This window comes from Ottowia sp. (genome assembly GCF_046348305.1).
Lineage (GTDB): Bacteria > Pseudomonadota > Gammaproteobacteria > Burkholderiales > Burkholderiaceae_C > Ottowia.
In genome coordinates this window covers 508,499-533,921 of record NZ_JAXMEM010000003.1, presented here as the reverse complement: position 1 = coordinate 533,921, position 25,423 = coordinate 508,499, and the positions used below count along the sequence as shown (strand labels likewise).

Here is a 25,423-nt window from a genome sequence, read left to right as displayed (position 1 = left end):
CGAATCAGGCGCGATCCGCCACGCGCTCGCCCAGCAGGCCCGAGGGCCGCAGCGTCAGCACGATGATCAGCACGATGAAGGCAAAGATGTCGGTGTAGTCGCTGCCCAGGAAGCCGCCGGTGAGGGTACCCAGGTAGCCCGAGCCGATGGCCTCGATCAGCCCCAGCAGCACACCGCCCACCACCGCGCCGGCCAGGTTGCCGATGCCACCGAACACCGCCGCCGTAAAGGCCTTCAGGCCCGGCAGAAAGCCCATGAAGTGCTGCGCCGTGCCGTAGTTGGACGCGTACATCACGCCGGCGATGGCCGCCAGCACCGCACCGATGACGAAGGTGGCCGAGATCACCGAGTCGGGCTTGACGCCCATCAGCGAGGCCACGCGCGGGTTCTCGGCGGTGGCGCGCATGGCGCGGCCGATGTTGGTGTAGTTGACGATCCAGGTCAGCACCGCCAGCGCCATGACCGTGACCACCAGGATCATGATCTGCGTGGGCGTGATGACCGCCTCGCCGATGAAGAACGGGTCGGTCGGCAGCATGGAGGGGAATGACTTGACGTTGGGCTTCCAGATCATCATGGCCAGCGCCTGCAGCAGGATCGACATGCCCAGTGCGGTGATCAGGGGCGCCAGGCGCGGCGCGTTGCGCAGCGGCCGGTAGGCGAACTTCTCGATCAGCACGTTGACGATGGAGGCCACCACGCAGCCGGCCAGCGTGGCCAGCAGCAGCATGACCCAGGCGGGCATGCCGGGCGCGACGCCCTGCAACCACCCGATGACGGACCAGGCCGTCAGGGCGCCCACCATCAGCACCTCGCCGTGGGCGAAGTTGATGAGCTGGATGATGCCGTACACCATGGTGTAGCCCAGGGCGATCAGGGCGTACATGCTGCCAAGCACCAGCCCGTTGATGATCTGCTGAAGCAGAATGTCCATAACAACTTTCCTCTTGTGACCGGCCCGTTGTCTCCAGGCCAGCCGGGTTTGCGCGATGGCCGTCGGCTGCCTTGTGGGCGCCTTCGGCCGTCAGACCAATCCGCCCCCAACAACGCCACGGGCAAAAAGTGTGCGCGATTTTATCGGGCCCCGCCCCGCATCCACCAACGATCTGACGCGGGTTTACCCTTCGTCAAGCCTTGTTTTTCCCACATCGCAAAACCCGTCAACGGGGGCCTGCATCGCGGTTGCGGCGGCGCAGTTCGGCCAGCTTCTCGCCGATCTTGATCTCCAGCCCGCGCGGCACCGGCTGATAAAAACCGGGCTCGGCCATGCCCTCGGGCAGGTAGCGCTCGCCGGCGGCAAAGCCGCCCTCCTCGTCGTGCGCGTAGCGGTAGCCCTTGCCGTAGTCCAGCTCCTTCATCAGCTTGGTCGGCGCATTGCGCAGGTGCAGCGGCACGGGCCGCGTCACGTCCTGCTTGACGAAGGCGCGCGCCGCGTTGAAGGCCTTGTAGACCGCGTTGCTCTTGGGCGCCACGGCCAGATACACCACGCATTCGGCCAGCGCCAGCTCGCCCTCGGGGCTGCCCAGGCGCTCGTACACCTCGGCCGCGTCCAGCGCCAGACGCAGCGCGCGCGGATCGGCCAGGCCGATGTCCTCGCTGGCCATGCGCACCAGGCGCCGCGCCAGGTAGCGCGGCTCGGCGCCGCCATCCAGCATGCGCACCAGCCAGTACAGCGCAGCGTCGGGGTCGGAGCCGCGCACCGATTTGTGCAGCGCGCTGATGGTGTCGTAGAACTGCTCGCCGCCCTTGTCGTAGCGGCGCAGCTGCTGGCCCAGCACCTTGAGCAGCCAGGCGTCGTCCACCGTATCCCGCTGCTCGGCCGCGGCCGTCACGGCCACCGTCTCCAGCGTGTTCAGCAGGCGCCGCGCGTCGCCGTCGGCGTAGGCAATCAAACGCTCCAACGCTTCCGATTCGATAGCTGGCAGCGCTTGTTCCGCCTGGGCCTTGGCGACGATTTGCTTCAAATCCTGCTCGGTGAGCGCGTGCAGCACGTACACCGTGGCACGCGACAGCAGGGCCGAGTTGACCTCGAACGAGGGGTTCTCGGTGGTCGCGCCGATGAAGGTGAAGAGGCCACTTTCGACGTGCGGCAAAAACGCGTCCTGCTGGCTCTTGTTGAAGCGATGCACCTCGTCCACGAACACGATGGTGGCCTGGCGCTGCAGTCCGTCACGCGCGCTTTCGGCCAGCGCCACCGCGTCGCGAATGTCCTTGACGCCGCCCAGGACCGCGCTGATGGCGATGAACTGCGCGTCGAACGCGTCGGCCATCAGCCGCGCAATGGTCGTCTTGCCCGTGCCCGGCGGCCCCCACAGGATGCAGCTGTGCGGGCGACCCGACTCGAACGCGATACGCAGCGGCATGCCCGGTCCCAGCAGGTGCTGCTGGCCCACAACCTCGCCCAGGCTGCGCGGGCGCAGGCGTTCCGCCAAGGGTTGCAGCGGGTTGGGGGGCGTCGATGCCGCCGTCATCGCGTTCTCGTCGGGATGACCGTCGCAGCAGCCTCGGCACGGTCAGGCCGACGCATGACGAACCCCGCTGGCACCATCGCTGTTTGGATCAATGAGAGGTCTTGGCGGAAGCGGTGAGATTCGAACTCACGGACGGTTGCCCGTCGCCGGTTTTCAAGACCGGTGCAATCGACCACTCTGCCACGCTTCCGAAAATGGGCGAAGTTTGAAATTTTATCGGTTGGGTGCCCTGCTCCAGGCAAAAAAAACCCGCTGCGGGCGCAGCGGGTTGCCGTCGGGTCAGGTGCCGAAGCTCACTTCAGCTTGATTTCCTTGTACTCGACGTGCTTGCGTGCCTTGGGGTCGAACTTCATGATCGACATCTTCTCGGGCATGGTCTTCTTGTTCTTGCTGGTGGTGTAGAAGTGACCGGTGCCGGCCGTGGATTCCAGCTTGATTTTTTCGCGTCCGCCTTTGGTGGCCATGATGTGCTCCTTTGGCTAAGTGAATCAGGCTTGGCCGCGTGCGCGCATGTCGGCGAGCACGGACTCGATGCCGTTTTTGTCGATCAGTCGCAGCGCGGCGCTGGACACGCGCAGGCGCACCCAGCGGTTTTCGCTCTCGACCCAGAAGCGACGGTACTGCAGGTTGGGCAGAAACCGGCGCTTGGTTTTGTTGTTGGCGTGGGAAACGTTGTTTCCGACCATGGGCTTCTTGCCCGTGACTTCGCACACACGTGCCATGTCATCACTCTCCAGTCAAACCGGCCGCGGCTTGGCGCCGCATGACAACGCGACTCGCCTCGGCCTCACCTCGCCATGAAAGGGGTGGCGGTGGCCCCGGGGGTTTGCGCTGCCCAACCTGACTGGGCAAAGCAAAAATCGAAAAGCCTTGGATTATAGCCCGAAATTGGCCCCGGAGGAAATCGAACCTCATGCGCCGTGCCGCATGTGTACTCGCGTTTGATCAATTTGGATTGAAAGATACCAACAAAAATACCAACAAGCGCTGGCGCTGGGTGGAGGTCGTTTCACCGGCAGCTACCTCTTGCCGACAACCTGGCGAGCATGGAGCGCGCCGAGCACGTGCTGGCCACGCACGAGGCCGGGCACGCCGGTCTGGCCGCGATCCTGGGCGATGATCGCACGCGGATGATGCAGTCGCTGCTGAACCTGAACGACGACCTGAACCTCCGGGCCAACGCCCTGGCCAAACGCCTGATCATCCCAGTCACCACGGCGGCCGAGGAACTGCTGGTGGATGCAACCGATCTGGTGAAGCTCAAGGGCTGGCGCCGGGTGGCCCCCAAGGTGCAGCAATGGCTGGCGCGCTCGGGCTTCACGGCGCTGGCCGCGCGCATGGAGCGCTGGCTGGATGGCCGGCTGTCCGATCAGCAGCGCGCCGACCTGCTGGCCGCTGAGTTGATGACGGCGGCGCGCGAGCACCTGGCCGGGCGCAAGCCGAAGGTGCGCAGCATGGCCGTGGACGCGCAACAGCAGGCGCGGTGGCTGAACAAGCAGGCCGCCCAGCGGGGCTACGAAAACGCCGACGCGATGGCGCTGGCCGACTTCGACGGGCTGGAGTCGCTGATGGCGCAGTGGCGCGGCAAGAACCCGGCTGCGGCGATGCTGGCGCGTCGCATTGTGCGTGACGGATACCGCACGGTGAACGATTCGGTGATTCCCGAGACGCCCGAGTACGAGGGCAACCTGACCGGCGATCTAGCGCAAGTGCCGGCGGGTAAGACCGTCAAGGCGGGGCCGATTCGGTTGTCAGTGGGCGTGGCCGAAGGCCAGCATCGCGGTCGTGGCATCGAACACATGGCAGACAACGCCAGACGCGATACAGCGCGCGCGCCAACGGCTGAAACCGGGGAGTTGGCGGAAGACTTGGCGCGACAGGCCGTTGCCGTGCTGCGCGGGGTTTCAACGGTACACCACGACGGTCGCGGTTACGTTTTTGCGAACCACCAAATGAAGCAAGCCGTGGTGGCGGGCTGGCGCGGCGATCACTATTCGATCACGACTGTGCGCCCGTTCACCAATGCGCAGAACTTGTGGGGGAATTCGGAGAGGATTGGGCGCCTAACCTTCCCAATCCGTGACGTCGCAGCCGCGTCACCTTCAATTGCCGTCGCCAAGGAATCTTCGCTGCACCCTGACCGCCTCGGGCTAGAAGTCGCCTCCGAACGGTTCGATTTTAACCGGTACGAATTTGCTGTTATCAGCCATGCGCGCTGCCTTCCTTGATCGCGCCGGCAAGCCATCCGTTGATGTGCAGACCGTCGGTCGCCCAATTCAGTCGAATCCATCCACCGCGAAGTGACCATGGCGGGGCGGCCAGAAGGTCGTCCAATCGCACCGCTGCCGGAACAGCCCAGACACCGCGCGCCGCGCAACCGTAGACCTGCCCAGCCACATCGAGTCGCAGCAGACCGGCTTGAAAATTTAGCCTCTCTTGAATTTTGAGTGGGCGGAATCGAGGGTGTTTTGGTTGCTGGCCGGGGTCAAGGGCAGGCGAAGCCCGGCGCAGCGAACCCTTGACGCTGGCCAGCAACCGGTACGCTGTCGTCTTGGCCGATGCGGCACGTTGACGCATCGGCCATGACAAACAGGGAGCGATTCGCATGCATGACAAGTTGTTCGAAGCGGCGCTCGGCATCACGCAGCCGTGGTTCGTTGCCGGCGTCCGCTTCGACGAGGCCTCCAAGGTCTTGACGGTGGGTATCGACTTCACCGCCGGCAGCTGCTTTGCCGTCGAGGCGGTGGCCGGCGAGCATCCGGTGCACGACACCGTGACCAAGGTCTACCGGCACCTGAACTTCTTCCAGCACGAATGCGTGCTGCAGGTGCGCACGCCGCGCGTGAGGCTGCCCGACGGGCGGGTAGCGCTGATCAAGCCGCCGTTCGCAGGTAAACTCTCGGGCTTCACGCTCTTGTTCGAGGCGCTGGTGCTGATGCTGGCGCCGCAGATGCCGTTTGCGGCGGTGGCGCGCATCGTGGGCATCTCGGCGTACCGGGTGCTGGCCATCTGCCGTCGCTATGTCGAGTTGGCGCTGGAGGCCGCCGATTTCAGTGACGTCACCGCGTTGGCCATCGACGAGACCTCGCGCGCCAAGGGCCACGACTACATCACGCTGGCCGCCGATGCGCAAAAACGCCGAGTGCTGGCCGTGACCGAAGGACGCGATGCCAAGACGATCACAACCATCGCTGGCGAACTGGCCAAGCACGGCTGCCCGCCCGAGCAAATCGACTCGGTCAGCATCGACATGTCGCCGGCGTTCATCAAGGGCTGCACCGATGAGTTGCCCAACGCCCGCATCACGTTCGACAAGTTCCACGTCGTCTGGCATGCCAATGCGGCCGTGGACAAGATGCGGCGCATCGAGCAGCGCAGCGACAAGTCGCTCAAGGGGCTGCGCTGGTCGCTGCTGAAGGATCGCGCCAGTCTCAACCCCGAGGCCGCTGCCGATCTCGATGCGCTGGTCGCCAGGATGACCACGGTGCGCACGGCTCGCGCCTGGGTCTACAAGGAACGGCTGCGCGAGATCCTCGAGCGCAAGCAGATCAACGTCGTGCGCTCGATGCTCGAGCACTGGTGCACCTGCGTCATGCGCTCCAAGGTCGAGCCGATGAAAGACGTCGCCGCCCTCGTGCGGCGTCACATCGAAGGCATCGTCGCCTGGGCACAAACCCGCCAGACCAATGGCTTCCTCGAAGCACTCAACGGCCTGTTCCAAGCCGCCAAGCGCCGAGCCCGCGGCTTCGCGACCTTCAACACGATCAAGGTCGTCGTCTTCCTGATCGCCGGCAAGCTCGACTTCCATGCCGTCAACCCTCATGCCCGGTAACCCACTCGATTTTCAACAGAGCCAAAATTTAGATGGACCTGCCGGTCTTTGCCTTCTGCTTGCACCAAATCAGCTTCACAGCGCCTCCTGATCCATTTGAGCGCGTGCCGCAAAGCGACGCCATCCACGGCAAGCGCGGGCATCTGGAGTGCAAACCCACTCAGCGCGCGCTTGGCGTGCGCATACTGCTGGCCGAATTGCAAGGCTTCGGGCGTTGATGCATCGGCGCCATGCAGCGCCTGCCACATTTCGAGCACGGCCAGAACGGTTCTTCCCCTTTCCTGACGGGCTGGCAGCATCCGCTCGTCGCAGAGAAACGAGTCGCCGCCTTGGTTGAAGCCGGTTCCAACCACGCGCCAGCGCCCATCCCAACCGACTTCGGCATTCACTTGCAGACGCCTGCCCTTCAGCGCGATGAAGCCTTGCAAGGCTGAACCATCGCTGACGGATTGAATCCGCAGTTCCTGCAGGACGTTCTTGATCGGCACGTCCTCCAGCAACCACTCCATTTGGCGCTGCAGCGCCTTGCGCTGTTCCTCAAGATTCGTCATGCTTGCACCCAGAACAGTTTTTCGTCGCTCAACTCATCTTCACCGTCCCACCGGTAGGCGACCAGCGGCCCGTCCTTGGCAGCCGACCAATCGAGGCAGGCGAGTTTGGGGCATTCCACCTTCGGCACGCCCTGGAACCAGTGGTGGCCGATCAGGATCGGCGAGCCCTCGATGGGGCGAAGCTCCAGCCCGGCAGGCCAGTCCATCCCATCCAGAAGTTCTTCTTGGCCGGGCGGCACCAACGCCACCTGGCTGAAGTCCGTCGCTTCGTACCGCCAGTCGGCCACCCGCACATCCTGGTGTTCGTGGCCAGCCTTGTCCCGGATGAAGCGGCCTTGCGGCAAGGCCAGTTCCAGCCCACAAGTCAGTCGCTTGCGCGCCTTGCCCACGGCGCCCTCTTCGTCATAGGCCAGGTGCAACAGCGCGTCGTCCAGAGCAACGCCATCCACCCAGCCGGCGCTTTGCAGCGCAGCGACCGAGCCGTCGTCCCAACCCCCGTGAACCACGCGGACACCATCCAGGTCCAGGCACACCGGCAGCGTGCGGAACCAGCGCACCCAGTCTTGGTGGCTGGCCGAACCTTCGCCCACCTGAGCCAGAAACTCAGCGTGCTGTTTGCGATTTTTGATCGCCTTGGGCGTTTCGACCCGGTTGGGCCGGTAGGCTTCACCCGGTTTGCCTGGATCGTCCGTCAGGTAGCCGATGGCGTTGAACTCGTGGTTGCCCAAGATGCAACGCGCCGCACCCGAATCCACCATCGAACGCACGATCGAGAGCACACGCACCTGATCCGGCCCGCGGTCGATCAAGTCGCCCAGAAACACCGCCTGGCGACCGTGGGGCGCCCGGTAACCCGAGCCGGTCCGCGCATAGCCCATGGATTCCAGCAGCCCTTCCAGCTTGTCGGCATGGCCGTGGATGTCGCCGATCACGTCATAACCCAGTCTCATGACAATCACCTTTCTTGTTGCTTGTTCGTTCATCGGATAAACTAAGTATAACTTAGTTAGATCAATTTGAAAACTATGTCGTCTCCGCAGCGCAACAGCGAAATCCCAGCGGGTCCCATCCACCCGATGCCGCTGGTACGGCTGGACCTGATCGTGTTTCGGGTAGAGGCCGACCGTCTCCAGGTATTGCTGGCCAAGCGGCAGCAGGCGCCGTTCGTGGGAAAGCTGGGGTTGCCAGGGGGAGTGCTCCGAATCGACCTGGATGCTTCACTGGAGGCAGCGGCGCAGCGGGTGGCGCAGGAGCGTCTGGGAACAACCCTGCCTCACGTCAGACAGGTGGTGGCGGTCGGTGGGGCCAAGCGCGACCCGCGGGCGCCGTGGGCGATGACGGTGGTGTACCGGGCCGTGTTGAGTGACGAGCTGCCGGTGCAACCGGGAAAGCGCGTGCAGGAATTGCTGTGGGTGGATGCCCATCAGGCCAGCCGGGACGAAAGCCTGGCGTTTGATCATGAACAGTTGGTAGGGCAGGCCATCGCGGGGCTGCGGGCCGAGTTGCTGGCGCTGCAGTTTGCGCCGGGGTTCATGCCCGAGGAGTTCACGCTGCCGCAGCTTCAGGCCCGGTGCGAGGCGGTGCTGGGCGCGCCGCTCAACAAGGTGACCTTCAGGCGCCGGATCGAAGAAGCTGGAGCTTTGAAGCAGGTGCCGGGCAAGATGATTGGCGGGGCGCATCGGCCGGCGCAGGTGTGGCGGATCGCGTGAGCGACTCGCGCCAATGAAGAAGCTGGAGGCTGTCGAGTTCATCGTTCTTGGCGCCGGTCCGCCATGGGTACCAGGCTGGTCGGCGCTCTTGCTCCGAGCAATCCAGCAAATCAGGTGCCCATGCCGGGTCTAATTGTCCAGCAACCTGAACCGCCGAGCCAAGCCGGTCAGCGTCACGTTGACGAAGGCATCGTGCTGGGCTTGCAGCCGCCAGAACGTGCGCCAGTGCATTCCCTTGGGTTTGACTCCGTTGCCGTTGAGAATGCCTGGCTCCCACTTCAGCCGCCGGCGCAGCGTGTTCGCGCGCCGGCTTGACCGGTCGTCACAGGTTTCGCGCTGGCTTGGATACGCCAGCTTGTAGCAGTGCCGGCATGCAAATACCTCGCCCGCGTACAGGACGGCCACCCGGCGCCCACAGTTGCGTGCAGGGCATCGCCACCAGACGCGCTGACCGCCGAGATGGCATGGCGTTCGATCGAGGATCACCGGGTAACTCATGTTCCGCCATTCACCGCCGCGTTCCTGGTGTTGGTAGGTGAGCCAAATCCGATCGCACTGCACATAAAAGCCGATGGACGACACCACCTCACCGCGTCGCGTCCATTCCCATGAACAGGCCGTGCCTGGCGTCAGATGACCGTCACGCGCCAGCCGCCGCACATCCAGCGAGCGCCGGTCGTCAACCGTTGGTTTGCCCCACTTGCGTCCACTGCCAAAGCCACCCATGGTCAGACCTCCTTCCCAGCAGAATTTTCCGAAATCATTTGGCAAATTTCACCAATGGCTGGCGCATCCGGGGCCGCATGCAAGTTGCCACGTAGGCGCCATGGGTGACCGGAATCGGCAGCGGGCTGTCCTTTGCTGGAACTCATGCTTCAACCTCTGCGTTCTCTTGCGCGTGGACACTTTCTTCGGGTCGGCTGCGGGAAACCGCCGGAACCCCCATAACCACCTGCCAGCGTTCGCTACCGCTGATCCTGGAGGCCCTGACCAACTTCATGCCGTCAACGAGGTGGCCTTGATGTCGGGCGAGCCATCGGCCCAGACGGCGACGATTGACGACGCCACGCTCCTCCGAAACCTCGTGAACCACCTCCGCCAGTTCCGGGTCGGGCACGATGGCGTCCACTGCGGCCACGACCTCGCGCACCGCAGTAGGAGATTTGCCGAACTTGGCGTGCCAGGCCTGTAGCAGGCGCCCCAGTGTTTCGCGGTCGGGATCGTCTGCCATGCGATCGAACACCGGTACCGCTGGGTCGGGCTGACCCAGCCATACCAGCGGCGACCGTACCAGGCGTGTCCACTGCGCGTAGCTGCCCAGCGGTTGCAACGGTTTGCCGTCAACAGCCACCGCGGGTGCGCCAGCGTGCAGATAGGCCAGCACCACCGTCAGAGCGAGGCTGACATAGTGGGCGCGACACGACTGCACTTTGGCCAGCGGGTCGTCGTTGAACTGCCTTGTCGCTGGTGTCTCGCACTGAGGATCGAGGGCAATCGTCACGGTGTGGCGGGTCATGTCGCCCACCGGCCCGACGTTGTTGCCGCTACTGAGCATGAGCGCCCGGGTGTTGACGGTGGCGGTCTTGCTGATCCCGAGAATGCGATCCGTCAATTGCTCCGAGGTCAGGGCACTGCACAGGCTCTTGAACGGGATCAGGTTGCTGGTCAGGTTGTCGAACATGACCACCGCAGGGCCTTCCAGGAACGCCGACAGCAGCAGCTTGCTGCACTCCTCGTCCTTGGTCGGAAAGGCGTAGGCCGAAACCGTGCCCGGCCCCGCCAGGGTGGCGACCATGTTCAAAAGGGGCTCTGTTGAAAATCGAGTGGGTTACCGGGCATGAGGGTTGACGGCATGGAAGTCGAGCTTGCCGGCGATCAGGAAGACGACGACCTTGATCGTGTTGAAGGTCGCGAAGCCGCGGGCTCGGCGCTTGGCGGCTTGGAACAGGCCGTTGAGTGCTTCGAGGAAGCCATTGGTCTGGCGGGTTTGTGCCCAGGCGACGATGCCTTCGATGTGACGCCGCACGAGGGCGGCGACGTCTTTCATCGGCTCGACCTTGGAGCGCATGACGCAGGTGCACCAGTGCTCGAGCATCGAGCGCACGACGTTGATCTGCTTGCGCTCGAGGATCTCGCGCAGCCGTTCCTTGTAGACCCAGGCGCGAGCCGTGCGCACCGTGGTCATCCTGGCGACCAGCGCATCGAGATCGGCAGCGGCCTCGGGGTTGAGACTGGCGCGATCCTTCAGCAGCGACCAGCGCAGCCCCTTGAGCGACTTGTCGCTGCGCTGCTCGATGCGCCGCATCTTGTCCACGGCCGCATTGGCATGCCAGACGACGTGGAACTTGTCGAACGTGATGCGGGCGTTGGGCAACTCATCGGTGCAGCCCTTGATGAACGCCGGCGACATGTCGATGCTGACCGAGTCGATTTGCTCGGGCGGGCAGCCGTGCTTGGCCAGTTCGCCAGCGATGGTTGTGATCGTCTTGGCATCGCGTCCTTCGGTCACGGCCAGCACTCGGCGTTTTTGCGCATCGGCGGCCAGCGTGATGTAGTCGTGGCCCTTGGCGCGCGAGGTCTCGTCGATGGCCAACGCGGTGACGTCACTGAAATCGGCGGCCTCCAGCGCCAACTCGACATAGCGACGGCAGATGGCCAGCACCCGGTACGCCGAGATGCCCACGATGCGCGCCACCGCCGCAAACGGCATCTGCGGCGCCAGCATCAGCACCAGCGCCTCGAACAAGAGCGTGAAGCCCGAGAGTTTACCTGCGAACGGCGGCTTGATCAGCGCTACCCGCCCGTCGGGCAGCCTCACGCGCGGCGTGCGCACCTGCAGCACGCATTCGTGCTGGAAGAAGTTCAGGTGCCGGTAGACCTTGGTCACGGTGTCGTGCACCGGATGCTCGCCGGCCACCGCCTCGACGGCAAAGCAGCTGCCGGCGGTGAAGTCGATACCCACCGTCAAGACCTTGGAGGCCTCGTCGAAGCGGACGCCGGCAACGAACCACGGCTGCGTGATGCCGAGCGCCGCTTCGAACAACTTGTCATGCATGCGAATCGCTCCCTGTTTGTCATGGCCGATGCGTCAACGTGCCGCATCGGCCAAGACGACAGCGTACCGGTTGCTGGCCAGCGTCAAGGGTTCGCTGCGCCGGGCTTCGCCTGCCCTTGACCCCGGCCAGCAACCAAAACACCCTCGATTCCGCCCACTCAAAATTCAAGAGAGGCTCAAAAGGTAGGTCTTGCCGCTGGCAATCTGCGGCGCAAGTGCATGGAACATCGGCGCTACAGGCAGGGCCGGCCGCACGACGGCGGTCAACATCGCGGCCAGGGCGGCGCTGCAGGCGGTGGCGTTGGCAAAGGCAAACTCCGACAGCAGCCCGTTCAACTCCGCCAGCGCGCGCTGCGCGTCCGCTTTCGTCGGTGCCTGGGGGACGCGAAACGCGCGCACGTCGAATGCGCCGAACATGCCGCTGACGGAGTCGAAGCCGGCCTCGGTCATGAGGCTGCCGTCGGCGCGCAGGTACGGCTGGCGGGCTATGCCTTGCAGCACCGGCAGGTGGTTATAGGCCTCGGCATCGAACAGCACACTGGTATGACGCGCGGGCGGGTCACTGGGGACAAAATCCCCTGTACGGCCGTCGTAGCGCTCCCAGTTCGCGCACTCCGACAGCGCGCGGGTCAGGGCGTTGCCGGTCAACGGCTTGATGCGTGTCTCCTGCGAGCCGGGATCGGTCAGCACACGCACGATCAGGTTTCCACGCTGGTAATACCTACCGCTGGCGGCCAACTCCCGCTCTGCGGCGTCCACCACACGATCCAGTTCGCCCGCGCTGACCCGGATCACCGCCTTGTGTTTTGCCTGCGCAGGCGTGACGCCGAGACACTCCAGAAGGGCGCCCATGCGCTTCTTGTCGCCGTGCGAATGCTGACACTTGAAGCCGCCGATGGGGTAGAGGTCGGTCGGTTCGAAGTAGGCGCTGCCGTGGTCGATGCCGTCCGTATGCTCATGCGCCCACGGGCAGGTCATGTCGTGCTTGCCACTACCCAGCGGGCGTTTGTACAGGCCACGCTGCGCCAGCGCGGCCAGGACAGGGTTCTCTGCCGCGCGGGGGATATGCACGTTGTCTGCACTCTGTTCGATCAGCTCGGCCAGGCGCTCGCCGGTCACCTTGGCTTTTTTTTGGCGCTTTGGGCGTCCGGGCGGCGCAGGCGGTGTCAGTTCCAGGCGCTCGATCAGCTCGTCCATGCTGTAACGGCGCTCGGGATGCCACTCGCTCAGGCGGCAGCGCCACGGAGTGCCGTCAGACTGTACATACTTGGCTTTGCCATTGATGCCCACAGGCAGGCGCATCCAGCGGGCCGCTCCACCTGACGCGCCGGAATCACAGAGGTCGGCATCGATCAGCGCCTCCTTGAGCGCGTCGGCCTGCTTGCCGTCATCGATGGGCGTGCTGAAGATGTAGCCCGCCTGAAAGTTTCCAGGCGAGGTTTCCAGCAGCCAGGACGGCGGGCAGGCGGTCAGGCGAACCAGCGGAACCTTGGTGCCCACGTCATCCAGCATGACGGCGTGAACGGCCACGACGGCGGCTTTCTGCGCCCTCCACTTGCCGTCGATGCTGGCGAAAGTGCTCGGTTGCACGTACCAGTTCAGGTCCGGATTCTCGGGCGGGGTTTCACCCCACGGTTGAGGCGCCCATCCGGCTTTCTTGTCGTCCGGGTCGCCGTGTTTCGCGCACAGCAGCGGGCGCACGTCTGCGGCGGGGTTGCAGGGGCCAAAGATGGCTTCCAGGAAGGCCTGATTGGTGGTTTCAGCGGTTTCAGGGGTTTGCGTCAGACCGCTGGCAGAAAGTGTCGGCTCAGACATGACGCACCCTTACGATTGCGCTGCAATCCACGCCCGCACCTCGCCCACCTTCCACGCGGTCACGCGCTGGGACAACTTGACGGGTTTTGGAAAGGTGCCTGCCTTCACCTTGCGCCACAGCGTGGGTGCGCTGAAGGGCAAGGGGGCCAGGTTGTCCGGGCGTCTGGGGCTTTGCACCAATTGCGCTTCGCGGATGAAGGCGGTGTCTGGCAGGGCGTCGAAGTACGAAGGGCAGATCGCCTCGGTCGCCAATGCAGTGTTCGTGGCTGTCGCGGCAAGCGGCTTCTTGAGGTGGAGTGCCATGTTGTGCGGTCCCATGAAGTTGATGGGCCGCACTGTCGTCCTACCTCCCATCGAAAGGGGGTAATTACCGAAAGCAAATAGGTAATTGCCGTCGAAACCGTTATTTCATGCGGCTTTCCAGGGCACCCGGGATTTTCTTCAGATGCAGCGAGATCGTCTTTTCATCGATCTGAAGCGCCATTCGAGCTGCCATTCCCTCGATCAAATTTCCTGCCTTCGCGTGCTTCTCGAAGTCGATCTTGGCTTCCTTGCACAGCACAGCAATGATGGTGAGCAGGGTATTGCGCTCCCTGGTGCCGAGCGCTTTCCCGTCGCTGGCCTTGGGGCTCGCTGCTGGCATCGTCCGAGTGGAGGTCGCTGCGGCACCGGGCGTCGCTGGCGAGAACCCCTCCATCACCACCCCCTGCAACTCGAAGCTGGGAATGAAGGGGTCGAAGTCCAGTTGAATCGACTCGTTCCTCGGTGCGCGCGTGTCGCCTGAAATCCAGGTCATTTCACCGTCTGGCCCGAACTTGCGCCAAAAGCACTCTTCGAACTCGTCGCGCCAGACAAAAACCCCTGCTGGCAGCGTCACCAGCGATTCACGACGCCACTGGTCGTAGCCGTCTTCATGCGACACCTCGGAATGCTGGATGCGATCGCTCACAGCCGCGAGTTCGCGCACCATGAAGTTCGCCCAGAAGCTCTTAGCTACCGGCTTGGACGTGCCGCCGTCGAGCAATTTATGTGCCTGCAGCTCCTTGAATGACTGGTTGAAATCATCCTCGCCTGTCAGCGCCGCGGCCAGGTCATCAGGCGAAAGAACCTCCCAGTACGTCAGCAACGGTATCGCCCGCACCGGAATGGCCTCCCGGTCGTTGATCGGAATCACCAGATTCAAAATTTTCTCCCAGTCATCGAACTCGACAACGATTCCGCCCTTGGGGTTTGTGACAATTGCGGCGGAGCACCATCAATTCCGGATCGACCGTGCATCGCTGGCCAGCAGCGCGCTCAATCGCGCCAAGGCTTCGGCGACGATGTGCCCCTGTGCATTGATGCTGTCGATGATCTGGGCCGATGTTCGCTGATCCACTGTGGCAACGGTGTTCGGGTTGACTGCCTTCAGATCGAACACCGCGGCATCGATGTCGGCCGCCTGCACCTCCAGGTCGTGTGCTGCCTTGTCCTTTTTGCGAATCTGCGCTTCATGCGCCTGCAAAAACTCAACAGCTGTCCCGTCCTTCTTCAGACGCCTCACCTTGTCCTTGAGGTCCACGATTTCGGTTCTCAGGGCAGACGCATCGTCCAGCAGCGGCTGCATGTCTGCGCGCGCCTTGGATCGGCGTGCGTCAAACTCCGCCGTCCATGACCACCGGCTATCGGCCTTGGCGGTGCCGCGTCGGCCCAACTGGCGGGCGTAACTTGGGAAAGGCTGACTGGCATTGGCTTCGTCGGCCCGCCAGTCGGCCATGAGCGCAGCGGGCAGTTGCGCGTCGTCCAACACCGAACCGTCCGGCGCGAAGCCGAAGTGCGCCAGCGTCAGCGGCGTCTTCTTGCCCACCTTCACCCACGACAGGTCGTAGTACCAGATGCGCTCGGTCCGGCGGCCCTTGGTGAAGAAAAGCAAGTTGGTCTTCACGCCCGCGCCCGCCGTGGAAAACACACCGCCCGGCAGGCTGACGATGGCCCACAGATCGCACTCATCCAGCAGCTTGCGCTTGGTCTCGACAAAAGCGGATTCATTGGTGCGAAACAACAGCCCCTCGTCCAGCACGATGGCACAGGTTCCGCCCGGCGCCAGTTCGGCCAGGATGTCCTGCACGAACAGCACCTGCGTGGCGCTGGTCTCGAAGGCAAAGTTCTTTTGCGCGTCACGGCCCTCCTTGCCGCCGAAGGGCGGGTTGGTCAGGATCACGTCGAACTGCGCGGGCGCCTGCTGGAACAGCGCGGCATAGGTGGCCCGGCGCGTCAGCGAATTGCCGTGCCACAGGTTGGGCTGGTCGATGCCGTGCAGCACCAGGTTCGCCAGCGCGATGGGGAACACCAGGTTTTCCTTCTCGCGCCCGAAGAACGTCTCGTGTTTCAGCTTCTCGATGTCGATACTTGCCGCCGCGTTGCCCAGCTTGCGCGCCATGTGCTCGTAGGCCACGGTCAGAAAGCCGCCCGTGCCGCAGCAGGGGTCGTACACCGTCTGGCCGAGGGCCGGGTTCACCGTATGCACCATCGCACGGATCACCTCGCGCGGGGTGAAGAACTGGCCGCCGTCAGAGTTCTTCTCGCCCATCTTCAGCAGCAGGTCTTCGTACACCTGCGACAGCGTGAAGAAATGCGTGTCGTCGATGTCGTCGATGCTGATCTCGTGCACGCGGTCGAGTATGTCGCGCAGATTCGCCTCATCGTCCACGCGCACGCGCTCCACCGCCGTCATGATGCGGCCGATGATGCGTTGCTTGGGGCTGGCCGCCGGGTTGGGCAGGCGGGTAGCGGGGTCCACATCCAGTGCGTGCAGGTGCGGCAGCAGCTCCTTGTTGATGAAGTCGAACAAGCGGCCATCACCGGCGGCAAACAGCTCCTGCCGCTTCCAGCCCTGCGCCCTGCCGTCGGAGGTTTTTGGGTGGTCGGCCTTGTCCGACCAAGGCGCGGCCCAGTCCTGCCAGCGCCAAGGCGAGCGCAGCGCGGGCGAGAAGTCCGCGCCCAGCACCTCGGCCTGCTCCGCCGCGCGCGCCTCCTGCGCGTCGAGAATGCGCAAAAACAGAATCCACGTCAGCTCCGGCACATACTGCAAGGCGCTGGCGCAGTTGGAGCGGCGCATCACGTCGCAGATGCTTTTCACGAATGCAGACAGTGACTGCGTGCTGGCGATGGCCCTGACCGATTTCGGCGCAGTGGTCTTGCGGGTCTTGACTGCGGTGGTCACTCGACGATTTCCTTGATCTGTGCTTCAAAGCCCGCCAAGCGGCCCTGCACGGCGCGCACGCCGTAATGAAATGCCAGCGCCGCGGCCGGCCACTGCCGAATTTCGACGCCATCGACCGTCTGTTGCCGCACCCGGCTGCGGGTGGTGGCCCAGGCCAGCGACAACCGGTTGCCCCGGGCGAAGCGCATCAGTCCCTTCAGCGCCTCCGGTCGATCCGCGTACTTGTCGCTCCACTTGATTTCCAGCGCCGCCACCGGCTTGAGCGCCGGCGACGATTCCACCTGATCCACCTCGCAGTCGTCGTTGCCCCACCGCGCGTAGTTCAGCCGCGCATCCTCGTGAAAGCGCTGCGCGAACAGCGCGGTTTCGACCAGATGCCCGAACTCGGGTTCATCCGGCGATTTGGCGCCGAACAGGCCGGTGTACATCGCCGAGTTCGTCAGGTACACCTTGAAGTTGCGCTCACGCTGGTAGCGCTTGCCGTCCTGGTCCACGCGAAACACGCGCTTGATCAGGAAGGCCGCCTCCAGGTATTCGATGTATTTCTGGATGGTCTGCTTGCCGACGCCGCTGCGTTTTGAGAGCGGCTCCAGCGCCACCTCCTCGGCGGTGTTGAAGGCCAGCAGGGTGAACAGCGAATTGAGTTCCTGGATGTCCTTGATGCCGTACAGCTGCGGCAGGTCGCGCAGCAGCACCTTGTCCACGATGTCGGATTTGACAAAACGCTCCGGGTTGCCACGCACCAGCGGCGACAGCGCCAGCTCCGGGTAGCCGCCGTAGTTGACGTATTCGGCGAACTGCGTGTTCAGCCGCGCGATGTCTTCCAGCAGATAGACGCCCGGCGTCTCCTCGCGGATCGCCGCCGGTTCGTCACGCAGGTGCAGGTACTCGGAGAAGGTCAGCGGTGGCAGCAGAAAGTCGGTGAAGCGCCCCGCGCCGGATTCGGTGCTTTGCCGCTTGAGCGCGGCAGCGGCCGAGCCGGACACCAGGATGCGCAGATCGGGCCGGTGGTCCACCAGCGGCTTGAGGTGCTTTTCCCAGTCCTTGTGCGACTGGATCTCGTCGAAAAACAGATGGCGCACGCCCTCGCCGCCGGGCGCGGCGTCCTCGATCTGGCGGATCAAAGTCTCCAGCGACTGCCCGTGCAGCAGCGGGTGGTCCATTTCCACATAGGCGATGCGCTGCGGATGCGTTCCGCGCGCCAGCAGATCGGCGATCAGGTGCCGGATCAGGATGGTCTTGCCCACCCGGCGCGGCCCCAGCAGCACCACGGCCCGGCGCAGGCTGGGCTCCAGCAGCAGCTGTCGCACGGGGTCCAGATAAGCGCGCGGGCGCAGGGCCAGGGTCGCGCCGTCCATCGCGGCGCTCTGCCACCACGGGTTCAGCCGCTTAAGATGTTCTGCAACTTGTTGATTTGAAACGTCTTTCACGTTAAATATGGGTTAAGCACAGGTTGTTGTGCTTAACTCTAGCACGTCCGGATGGCCGCCCGGCTCAGGCGCTGCCGTCAAACGCCTGGGCCAGCAGGCGCTGCGGCAGGCGCTCGATTTCGGTCAGTTGGGCGCGAGCGGCCTGCCGCGCGGTTTCCACCTCGGCCAGTTGGGCTTTCAGACGGGCGGCGATGCGGCGTTGTACCGATATCGGCGGCAACCACACAGGAATTGCCTTGATGACATCCTGAGAAATGTTGCGCATCGAGTCACTGGTGCCAGTGGCGTAAAGTTCGATGTGTTCTCGTGCTTGCGCCGAGCGCAACGCGAACAGCAAGTAGTCCTTGCAGGCTCGGCCTTCGTCCACGATCAGGCGTAAGGTCTTGTCCGAGAGCAGACGCATCGGATAGTCGCGCTCAACCAGCACTACGGCGCCAACGAGTTCCCTTGTATTGGCCCGGGAAATCAGTAGGTCGTCTTTTCGGACTTTGTGGCTTTCGGCTGGCGTGTAGTCGCCGGTCAAGGATTTCGCCTCATTGGGGAGAAATTCCGACCACGACACTGCGCTGACCTTCAGCACGCCCAATTCATCGGGTCGAGCCAAAACTTCGGACGTCAAAAAGCTCTTGCCGGTCTGGATGTCATGCAGAACATCGCCAAGCTTGAAGTTCTCGCTCATACCCCAAACAACCTCATCTTCGCGTCCTGCATCACCTGAACCGGCGCGCCCAATGGACGCAACGCATCCAACCCGCCCGCCTGCGCGATCTCTGGCACGGCCCACAGTGCGCGCGATTCCAGCGCATCGGTGCCGCCCTGCGCGAACTGCGTGCCCAGGCCGCGCAGCACGATGGCGGACTTGGCATCCATGCCCGCAAACCATGCGGCATTCGCGCTCACGTATTCCGCGCCGCGCTCCGGCCGGCGCAGGGCGCGGGCGTGGTAGCCGTGCTTGCCGAAGAAGTCGAACAGGTCGAAGTCGCCCATCTGATCCACCTCGCGGATCACGTCGGGGCTGAAGTTGTCGCCGAGCAGGTGGTCAATCAGTTGGCGACGCTTTTGCGCGGTGACCCACAGCGCACGGAAATCGTCGAGGTTGTGCGCCTCGGCCAGCACGCGGGTGATGACTTCGCGGCGGTATTCGTCCACCGGAATCGGCGTGGCCACACCACCCCGATTGCCCAGGATGAAGCGACCCTGGGCGTTGATGATGACCGGCTGCCCGCCGATGACGGGCACGGCGGGGCCGTCGCCCTCACCCTCCCCTTCGTCCTCGCCGCTGTTGCCGCCGCCACCGCCCCCACCACCGGGGCGCGGCGGGTTGGTGATGAACTCTGCGCCAAACAGGTCGGTCACGCCGGTGTAGTCGTACAGCCAGAACTTGTACTTCTGCGTTTCTTCGTGGATGCGCGTGCCGCGCCCGACCATCTGATAGAACTTGATGGCCGACTGCAGGTAGCGGAAGAACACCACGGCATTCAGGCGCTCGATGTCCACGCCGGCTTCGAGCAGATCCACCGTGCAGGCGATGAAGGCGCGCTGGCCGCTGCCGCGCATGACCTCGATCTTGTCCGCGCCGCCCGCTGCGGTGCATTTGAAGGCGTAGTCGTCCTTGCGCGGTTGGCCGTTGGCCTTGCACCACTGGGCGTAGAGGTTGTTCATCTGCATGGCCACGCGGTCGGCGTGCAGGTCGCGGGTGCAGAAGATGATGGCCTTTTGCTCCGGCCCGCCGTTGGCGCACAGCAGCTGGAACAGGTCTTCGCACATCTTGGGCGTGCGCAGGTCGATGAACAGCTCGTCGTCGAAGTCCTTGCCGGTGTATTCCTGCTTGCTCAGGTCGTCCTCGGTGAGCGGCTTGCCGGTTTTGATGTCGCGCACGCCGGCCTGGAGGATTTCCGCTCGGGTGAAGACGCGCGCATCGATGTCGGCCTTGCGCTTGACGATTTCACACGCCGCCAGATAGCCGTCTTCCTGCGCTTGCGCCAGCGTGTATTCGTACACCGGCTCGCCGAAATACTGGACGTTGTGCGCGGTGATGGCGTCGTCTTCGGCGATGGCTTTTTCGATTTCTTGCGACTGCTTTGCGCGTCTGGGCTCTTTCAGCTTGCGCGGCGTGGCGGTCAGGCCGATGTGGATGGCGCTGGGGTTGCGCGTGAGCACCTGCGACCACTTGCCCCAGGCGCTGCGGTGGCATTCGTCGATGACGATGACGCTGAAGGCATCCTCGCCATAGTGGTCGGTGAGGAAGCTGCCGTCGCCGTTTTCGTCGATGCCCAGTGTTTGGTAGGTGGCGATGTGGATGCGCGCGTTGGCGGCTGAGTTTTGCCCCCGCTCGGTCTGCACGATGCGGGCATTGCCGCCAAAAGCGGCCTTGAGCTTGGTGTAGGCCTGCTCACGCAGTTCGTCGCGGTCGCACAGGAACAGGGCGGGCTTGGGCAACAGCCCCGCCTGCGTCATGCGCCACAGCAGGTTGGTGGCGATGATGGTTTTTCCCGCACCGGTGGCGAGCGTGAGCAGCACGCGCGGGGCCTGGACTGCCTGGCGCTGCAAGATGATTTTTTCGCCTCTCTTGAATTTTGAGTGGGCGGAATCGAGGGTGTTTTGGTTGCTGGCCGGGGTCAAGGGCAGGCGAAGCCCGGCGCAGCGAACCCTTGACGCTGGCCAGCAACCGGTACGCTGTCGTCTTGGCCGATGCGGCACGTTGACGCATCGGCCATGACAAACAGGGAGCGATTCGCATGCATGACAAGTTGTTCGAAGCGGCGCTCGGCATCACGCAGCCGTGGTTCGTTGCCGGCGTCCGCTTCGACGAGGCCTCCAAGGTCTTGACGGTGGGTATCGACTTCACCGCCGGCAGCTGCTTTGCCGTCGAGGCGGTGGCCGGCGAGCATCCGGTGCACGACACCGTGACCAAGGTCTACCGGCACCTGAACTTCTTCCAGCACGAATGCGTGCTGCAGGTGCGCACGCCGCGCGTGAGGCTGCCCGACGGGCGGGTAGCGCTGATCAAGCCGCCGTTCGCAGGTAAACTCTCGGGCTTCACGCTCTTGTTCGAGGCGCTGGTGCTGATGCTGGCGCCGCAGATGCCGTTTGCGGCGGTGGCGCGCATCGTGGGCATCTCGGCGTACCGGGTGCTGGCCATCTGCCGTCGCTATGTCGAGTTGGCGCTGGAGGCCGCCGATTTCAGTGACGTCACCGCGTTGGCCATCGACGAGACCTCGCGCGCCAAGGGCCACGACTACATCACGCTGGCCGCCGATGCGCAAAAACGCCGAGTGCTGGCCGTGACCGAAGGACGCGATGCCAAGACGATCACAACCATCGCTGGCGAACTGGCCAAGCACGGCTGCCCGCCCGAGCAAATCGACTCGGTCAGCATCGACATGTCGCCGGCGTTCATCAAGGGCTGCACCGATGAGTTGCCCAACGCCCGCATCACGTTCGACAAGTTCCACGTCGTCTGGCATGCCAATGCGGCCGTGGACAAGATGCGGCGCATCGAGCAGCGCAGCGACAAGTCGCTCAAGGGGCTGCGCTGGTCGCTGCTGAAGGATCGCGCCAGTCTCAACCCCGAGGCCGCTGCCGATCTCGATGCGCTGGTCGCCAGGATGACCACGGTGCGCACGGCTCGCGCCTGGGTCTACAAGGAACGGCTGCGCGAGATCCTCGAGCGCAAGCAGATCAACGTCGTGCGCTCGATGCTCGAGCACTGGTGCACCTGCGTCATGCGCTCCAAGGTCGAGCCGATGAAAGACGTCGCCGCCCTCGTGCGGCGTCACATCGAAGGCATCGTCGCCTGGGCACAAACCCGCCAGACCAATGGCTTCCTCGAAGCACTCAACGGCCTGTTCCAAGCCGCCAAGCGCCGAGCCCGCGGCTTCGCGACCTTCAACACGATCAAGGTCGTCGTCTTCCTGATCGCCGGCAAGCTCGACTTCCATGCCGTCAACCCTCATGCCCGGTAACCCACTCGATTTTCAACAGAGCCATTTTTTCAAACGCGGCGCGGATGGCGGCGTCCTGGTAGTAGCGGCTTTGCGACCACGCGGGGCTGTCGGCCTGAAACAGCAGCGCGGCATCGGGCGAGGCCAGGTCGATGCCTTTGTCCTTGGCGTAGCGCGCGCACAAGTCGGCGTGCGGCGGGAAGTCTTGCAGCGGGTGCGGGCCGGTCTGGATGCCGCTGGGCTTGTCGTAGTCGCCATACAGGTGGCCGTTGCTGGCAAACACGTATTGCACGTCGAAGCGCGCGCAGTCGGCGTAGCCCTTGGCCTGCTCCATGCCCTTGAGGGGGTCTTCGCTTTCACGTTTGGCTTCAAGCACGGCAACAGGCAGCGGTTTGGGCATGTCACCGACCTGCACGCAGAGCAGGTAGTCGGTGCGGCCCGTGCCCTTTCGGCGCCGGCCCTTCGGCCCGGTCGGCTCGACGGGCGCGGGCGTCTCTATGGTTTCAAGCGTGATGCGATCGCGGCTGGTATAGCCCTTGTCGCGCAGCACCGGATCGATCAGGTGAAAGCGCGTGTCTGCTTCGTTCATGCTCATGCAGATTTTTCCTCCCTTGCCTTCATCGTCATTTCCGATCCCCAATTCAAACGTTTACCCTGGACGCCTTCGGCCTTGACACACTCGGCGGCTGCACAGTCGGTGTGCGAAGAATTCCTGCGGCAGGCGATGTGCCCTTGATTTATGTGGCGGTCCAAGGACAACCCAAGGTTCTGAAAGTCTAAGCGGAGAAGGCAACCGCCCCCGTTTGCGGGGCCGTGCTTTTCTGTACCCTGACTGGATTGAGAGATCAACGGCCAGGAGGTGCGGTCCCGCGCAACGGCATGCGAGTCGCTTGGGTATGTGGTGTGGGCGCGCAGGCGCTCAGCCGGTGCGGTGCAGCGGGATCACGTCCGCGCCGGTGCGCAGTTTGTCCAGGTAGTCGGCCCAGGTCACCATCATTTGCCGGCGCTGCTGCATGAATTCGGCGCGGTCGTAGGCGGCGCCCAGGGGGCCGCTTTTGCCGTGCGCAAGCTGGGCTTCGATCACGTCGGGGTGGATGCCAGGGATGTTTTCCACGATCAGGGTGCGCGCCATCGCCCGAAAGCCGTGGGCACTCATTTCTTCGCTGCCGAAGCCCAGCCGCCGCAGCGCCGCGTTGACGGTGTTCTCGCTCATCGGCCGCTCGCCGGTGCGCAGGCTGGGGAAGACGTAGCGGCCATGACCGGTCAGCGGTTGCAGCGCGCGCAGCACCTGGACGGCCTGTGGCGCCAGCGGGACGAAGTGCGGACGGCCGTTGATCTTTTCGTGCAGGCGGCGCTTCATGGATTCGGCGGGGATGGTCAGCACGCCGTCGTCCAGGTTCAGCCACGACCATTCCATGGCGCGGATATTGCCGGGGCGCTGAAACAGCAGGGCGGACAGCAGCAACGCGGCGCGGGTCATGGGCTGGCCGGTGTAGCCGTCGATGGCGCGCAGAAGTTCGCCCGCCTTGGCGGGCTCCAGCACGGCGGCCATGTGCTTGACCACGGTGGGCGTCAGGGCGCCACGCAGGTCGGTGACCGGGTTGTGGGCGCAGCGGCCGGTCTGCACGCCGTAGCGAAAGACCTGGCCGGCACTTTGGCGCAGGGTGTGGGCCACTTCCAGCACGCCGCGCCTTTCCGCCTTGCGCAGCGCGTCCAGCACCATTGGCGCGGTGATGTCGGCCAACGGGATGGCACCGATGTAGGGGAACAGGTCTTTGCGCAGCAGCCGCAGCCAGCGTTCGGCGTACGCGGGTGACCACGCCGGCGACTTGCTGGCGTGGTATTCGGTGGCCACGGCCTCGAAGGTGTTGCTGGCGCACGCGCGCGCCGTGACCTTGGCAATGCGTTTGGCCAGGCCGGGGTCGGTGCCGGCCTCCAACAGGTGCTTGGCATCATCGCGCTTGCGCCGTGCCGCAGCCAGGGTCACGATGGGATAGACGCCCAGCGACAGCACCTTTTGCTTGCCGTCGAAGCGATACGCCAGCCGCCAATACTTGCCGGCGGCCAACACATGCAGGTACAGGCCGCCGCCGTCCGCATGCTTGTCACCGGCCGCGCGGCCGCTGTGCTTGACCTGTCGCACGAAGGTGTCCGTCAGCGCCATGTTCCATCCCCTGTTGGTATCTGTCCCGCCGGTGGCCCGAAATACCAACACGAGCCCGGCACGAAGACGTTTTGGTCGCCATCCCGCGGGTCGTCCTGGCCGCGTGTTCGATGCGCGTGGCGCGCGGTGCTCGCCAGGGCCATCGCCGTCATTTGTTGGTATGTGTCCTGCTGGCGATCCAAACTACCAACACAAATACCAACAAACTGTTGGTATGTGATGATAGGTCCTGACAGGATGTGATGCAACAAAAAACCCGCAAAGCCAGTGATCATGCGGGTTTTGAGATGGCCTGAAGTCTGGTGATGTGGGAATTTGGCCTGCCCGGAGGGACTCGAACCCCCGACCTGCTGCTTAGAAGGCAGCTGCTCTATCCAGTTGAGCTACGGGCAGTGAAACGAAAACAGGCCCGACGAATGCGGGCCTGTGTGAGTTCGGTGGTCGGAACGGCGGGATTCGAACTCGCGACCCTCTGCTCCCAAAGCAGATGCGCTACCAGGCTGCGCTACGTTCCGACAAGGGGCGCATTCTACCGTGCCGGGCGCCGTTTCAGTGGCGCTGGTACTGGGTGGCGCCGAACAGCACTTCTTTCTCGGCCTGGGTGCGCTGGGCCTTGCGGCGATCGGCCAGCACGGCCACGCCGCGCTGCACGGCGGGGCGCGCGGCAATGCGGTCGAACCAGGCCTTCAGCGCCGGGTAGTCGGCCCAGTCGATGCCCTGGTTCTCCCATGAGCGCAGCCACGGAAAGATGGCGATGTCGGCGATGCCGTAGTCGCGGCCCGCCATGTACGCGCCGGTGCGCTCGATCTGCCGGTCCATCACGCCGTACAGGCGCCGGGCTTCGTTGGTGTAGCGCGTGACGGCATAGTCGATCTTCTCGGGCGCGTAGATGCGAAAGTGATGCGCCTGGCCCAGCATGGGGCCGACGCCGCCCATCTGGAACATCAGCCATTGCAGGACCTCGTACTTGCCGCGGGTGTCCGTCGGCAGGAATTTTCCGGTCTTGCCGGCCAGGTACAGCAAGATGGCGCCGGACTCGAACACCGACATGGGCTGACCGTCGGGCCCGTCGGAGTCGATCAGGGCCGGGATCTTGTTGTTGGGGCTGATGGCCAGGAATTCGGGCTTGAACTGGTCGCCCTTGCCGATGTCGACGGCATGCACGCGGTACGGCAGGCCGCACTCCTCCAGCATGATGTGCACCTTGTGGCCGTTGGGCGTGGGCCAGGAATAGACGTCAATCATCAGGG

Annotated in this window: 24 protein-coding genes and 3 tRNA genes; 4 read left to right on the top strand and 23 right to left on the bottom strand. The window is 64.2% G+C overall.

Features of this window, described 5'->3' with window-relative positions; genetic code table 11:
- Positions 1-4: 4 nt before the first annotated feature.
- From U1F38_RS02630 to rpmB, 5 genes are all read right to left on the bottom strand, one after another.
- Entirely contained in the window at positions 5-934 is a 930-nt protein-coding gene (locus U1F38_RS02630; protein ID WP_409985493.1) for a branched-chain amino acid ABC transporter permease, read from the bottom strand.
- Positions 935-1,160: 226 nt separating this feature from the next.
- The gene (locus U1F38_RS02625; protein WP_409985492.1) at positions 1,161-2,471 is read right to left on the bottom strand and encodes a replication-associated recombination protein A; all 1,311 of its coding nucleotides are present in this window, start codon (positions 2,469-2,471) and stop codon (positions 1,161-1,163) included.
- 102 nt (positions 2,472-2,573) lie between these two features.
- Positions 2,574-2,661, bottom strand: a tRNA-Ser gene (locus tag U1F38_RS02620).
- Between the two features lie 103 nt (positions 2,662-2,764).
- Entirely contained in the window at positions 2,765-2,935 is a 171-nt protein-coding gene (rpmG, locus tag U1F38_RS02615; RefSeq protein ID WP_006298735.1) for a 50S ribosomal protein L33, read from the bottom strand.
- Positions 2,936-2,959: 24 nt separating this feature from the next.
- Positions 2,960-3,193, bottom strand: coding sequence for a 50S ribosomal protein L28 (rpmB, locus tag U1F38_RS02610; protein WP_293219891.1), 234 nt, complete (start codon positions 3,191-3,193; stop codon positions 2,960-2,962).
- A gap of 324 nt (positions 3,194-3,517) precedes the next feature.
- On the opposite strand from rpmB, the gene U1F38_RS02605 reads away from it, so the two are divergent.
- A complete protein-coding gene (locus U1F38_RS02605) occupies positions 3,518-4,699 on the top strand; it encodes a hypothetical protein (protein WP_409985491.1) in 1,182 nt (393 codons plus the stop codon).
- Here the strand turns inward: U1F38_RS02605 and U1F38_RS02600 are convergent.
- Positions 4,674-5,048: a hypothetical protein gene (locus U1F38_RS02600; RefSeq protein WP_409985490.1), complete on the bottom strand. Its 375-nt coding sequence runs from the start codon at positions 5,046-5,048 to the stop codon at positions 4,674-4,676. The two genes, U1F38_RS02605 and U1F38_RS02600, sit on opposite strands and share 26 nt — an antisense overlap.
- A 28-nt stretch (positions 5,049-5,076) precedes the next feature.
- Between U1F38_RS02600 and U1F38_RS02595 the strand changes: the two genes are divergently transcribed.
- A complete protein-coding gene (locus U1F38_RS02595; RefSeq protein ID WP_409985275.1) occupies positions 5,077-6,303 on the top strand; it encodes an ISL3 family transposase in 1,227 nt (408 codons plus the stop codon).
- Here the strand turns inward: U1F38_RS02595 and U1F38_RS02590 are convergent.
- Both U1F38_RS02590 and U1F38_RS02585 read right to left on the bottom strand, forming a co-directional pair.
- Positions 6,291-6,854: a hypothetical protein gene (locus U1F38_RS02590; protein WP_409985489.1), complete on the bottom strand. Its 564-nt coding sequence runs from the start codon at positions 6,852-6,854 to the stop codon at positions 6,291-6,293. The two genes, U1F38_RS02595 and U1F38_RS02590, sit on opposite strands and share 13 nt — an antisense overlap.
- Complete coding sequence (locus U1F38_RS02585) at positions 6,851-7,837, bottom strand: metallophosphoesterase (protein ID WP_409985488.1); 987 nt, start codon at positions 7,835-7,837, stop codon at positions 6,851-6,853. The genes U1F38_RS02590 and U1F38_RS02585 overlap by 4 nt, the downstream gene beginning before the upstream one ends.
- Positions 7,838-7,879: 42 nt before the next feature.
- On the opposite strand from U1F38_RS02585, the gene U1F38_RS02580 reads away from it, so the two are divergent.
- Complete coding sequence (locus tag U1F38_RS02580; RefSeq protein WP_409985487.1) at positions 7,880-8,563, top strand: NUDIX hydrolase; 684 nt, start codon at positions 7,880-7,882, stop codon at positions 8,561-8,563.
- A gap of 129 nt (positions 8,564-8,692) precedes the next feature.
- Here U1F38_RS02580 and U1F38_RS02575 read toward each other — a convergent pair whose 3' ends face one another.
- The 10 genes from U1F38_RS02575 to U1F38_RS02530 all read right to left on the bottom strand — a co-directional run bounded on the left by U1F38_RS02575 (position 8,693) and on the right by U1F38_RS02530 (position 20,615).
- Positions 8,693-9,289, bottom strand: a complete 597-nt coding sequence (locus tag U1F38_RS02575; protein ID WP_409985486.1) for a hypothetical protein — start codon at positions 9,287-9,289, stop codon at positions 8,693-8,695.
- Between the two features lie 142 nt (positions 9,290-9,431).
- Positions 9,432-10,364 (bottom strand): hypothetical protein, encoded by a 933-nt coding sequence (locus U1F38_RS02570; protein WP_409985485.1) that lies wholly within the window; start codon positions 10,362-10,364, stop codon positions 9,432-9,434.
- A 27-nt stretch (positions 10,365-10,391) separates the two neighbouring features.
- Entirely contained in the window at positions 10,392-11,618 is a 1,227-nt protein-coding gene (locus U1F38_RS02565; RefSeq protein ID WP_409985275.1) for an ISL3 family transposase, read from the bottom strand.
- A gap of 165 nt (positions 11,619-11,783) precedes the next feature.
- Positions 11,784-13,433 carry a DNA-primase RepB domain-containing protein gene (locus U1F38_RS02560; protein ID WP_409985484.1) on the bottom strand — a complete coding sequence of 550 codons (1,650 nt, stop codon included), beginning with the start codon at positions 13,431-13,433 and terminating at the stop codon, positions 11,784-11,786.
- 9 nt (positions 13,434-13,442) lie between these two features.
- On the bottom strand, positions 13,443-13,769 hold the full coding sequence (locus U1F38_RS02555) for a helix-turn-helix transcriptional regulator (RefSeq protein WP_409985483.1): 327 nt from the start codon (positions 13,767-13,769) through the stop codon (positions 13,443-13,445).
- A gap of 67 nt (positions 13,770-13,836) precedes the next feature.
- Positions 13,837-14,616, bottom strand: coding sequence for a hypothetical protein (locus U1F38_RS02550; protein WP_409985482.1), 780 nt, complete (start codon positions 14,614-14,616; stop codon positions 13,837-13,839).
- A 72-nt stretch (positions 14,617-14,688) separates the two neighbouring features.
- Complete coding sequence (locus tag U1F38_RS02545) at positions 14,689-16,635, bottom strand: N-6 DNA methylase (protein ID WP_409985481.1); 1,947 nt, start codon at positions 16,633-16,635, stop codon at positions 14,689-14,691.
- Positions 16,632-17,993, bottom strand: coding sequence for an ATP-binding protein (locus tag U1F38_RS02540; RefSeq protein ID WP_409985480.1), 1,362 nt, complete (start codon positions 17,991-17,993; stop codon positions 16,632-16,634). The genes U1F38_RS02545 and U1F38_RS02540 overlap by 4 nt, the downstream gene beginning before the upstream one ends.
- Before the next feature lie 136 nt (positions 17,994-18,129).
- Complete coding sequence (locus tag U1F38_RS02535) at positions 18,130-18,744, bottom strand: restriction endonuclease subunit S (RefSeq protein WP_409985479.1); 615 nt, start codon at positions 18,742-18,744, stop codon at positions 18,130-18,132.
- Positions 18,741-20,615 (bottom strand): DEAD/DEAH box helicase family protein, encoded by a 1,875-nt coding sequence (locus tag U1F38_RS02530; protein WP_409985478.1) that lies wholly within the window; start codon positions 20,613-20,615, stop codon positions 18,741-18,743. The genes U1F38_RS02535 and U1F38_RS02530 overlap by 4 nt, the downstream gene beginning before the upstream one ends.
- A gap of 188 nt (positions 20,616-20,803) precedes the next feature.
- Here U1F38_RS02530 and U1F38_RS02525 point away from each other — a divergent pair, with 188 nt between their 5' ends.
- The gene (locus U1F38_RS02525; RefSeq protein WP_409985275.1) at positions 20,804-22,030 is read left to right on the top strand and encodes an ISL3 family transposase; all 1,227 of its coding nucleotides are present in this window, start codon (positions 20,804-20,806) and stop codon (positions 22,028-22,030) included.
- Here U1F38_RS02525 and U1F38_RS02520 read toward each other — a convergent pair.
- The 5 genes from U1F38_RS02520 to U1F38_RS02500 form a co-directional block, all read right to left on the bottom strand.
- Positions 22,011-22,604, bottom strand: a complete 594-nt coding sequence (locus U1F38_RS02520) for a hypothetical protein (RefSeq protein WP_409985477.1) — start codon at positions 22,602-22,604, stop codon at positions 22,011-22,013. The two genes, U1F38_RS02525 and U1F38_RS02520, sit on opposite strands and share 20 nt — an antisense overlap.
- A gap of 324 nt (positions 22,605-22,928) precedes the next feature.
- On the bottom strand, positions 22,929-24,173 hold the full coding sequence (locus tag U1F38_RS02515; RefSeq protein WP_409985476.1) for a tyrosine-type recombinase/integrase: 1,245 nt from the start codon (positions 24,171-24,173) through the stop codon (positions 22,929-22,931).
- Between the two features lie 316 nt (positions 24,174-24,489).
- Positions 24,490-24,566: transfer RNA gene (locus U1F38_RS02510), tRNA-Arg, on the bottom strand.
- A 45-nt stretch (positions 24,567-24,611) separates the two neighbouring features.
- Positions 24,612-24,688, bottom strand: a tRNA-Pro gene (locus U1F38_RS02505).
- Positions 24,689-24,722: 34 nt separating this feature from the next.
- Positions 24,723-25,418, bottom strand: a complete 696-nt coding sequence (locus U1F38_RS02500) for a glutathione S-transferase N-terminal domain-containing protein (protein WP_409985475.1) — start codon at positions 25,416-25,418, stop codon at positions 24,723-24,725.
- Positions 25,419-25,423: the final 5 nt, after the last annotated feature.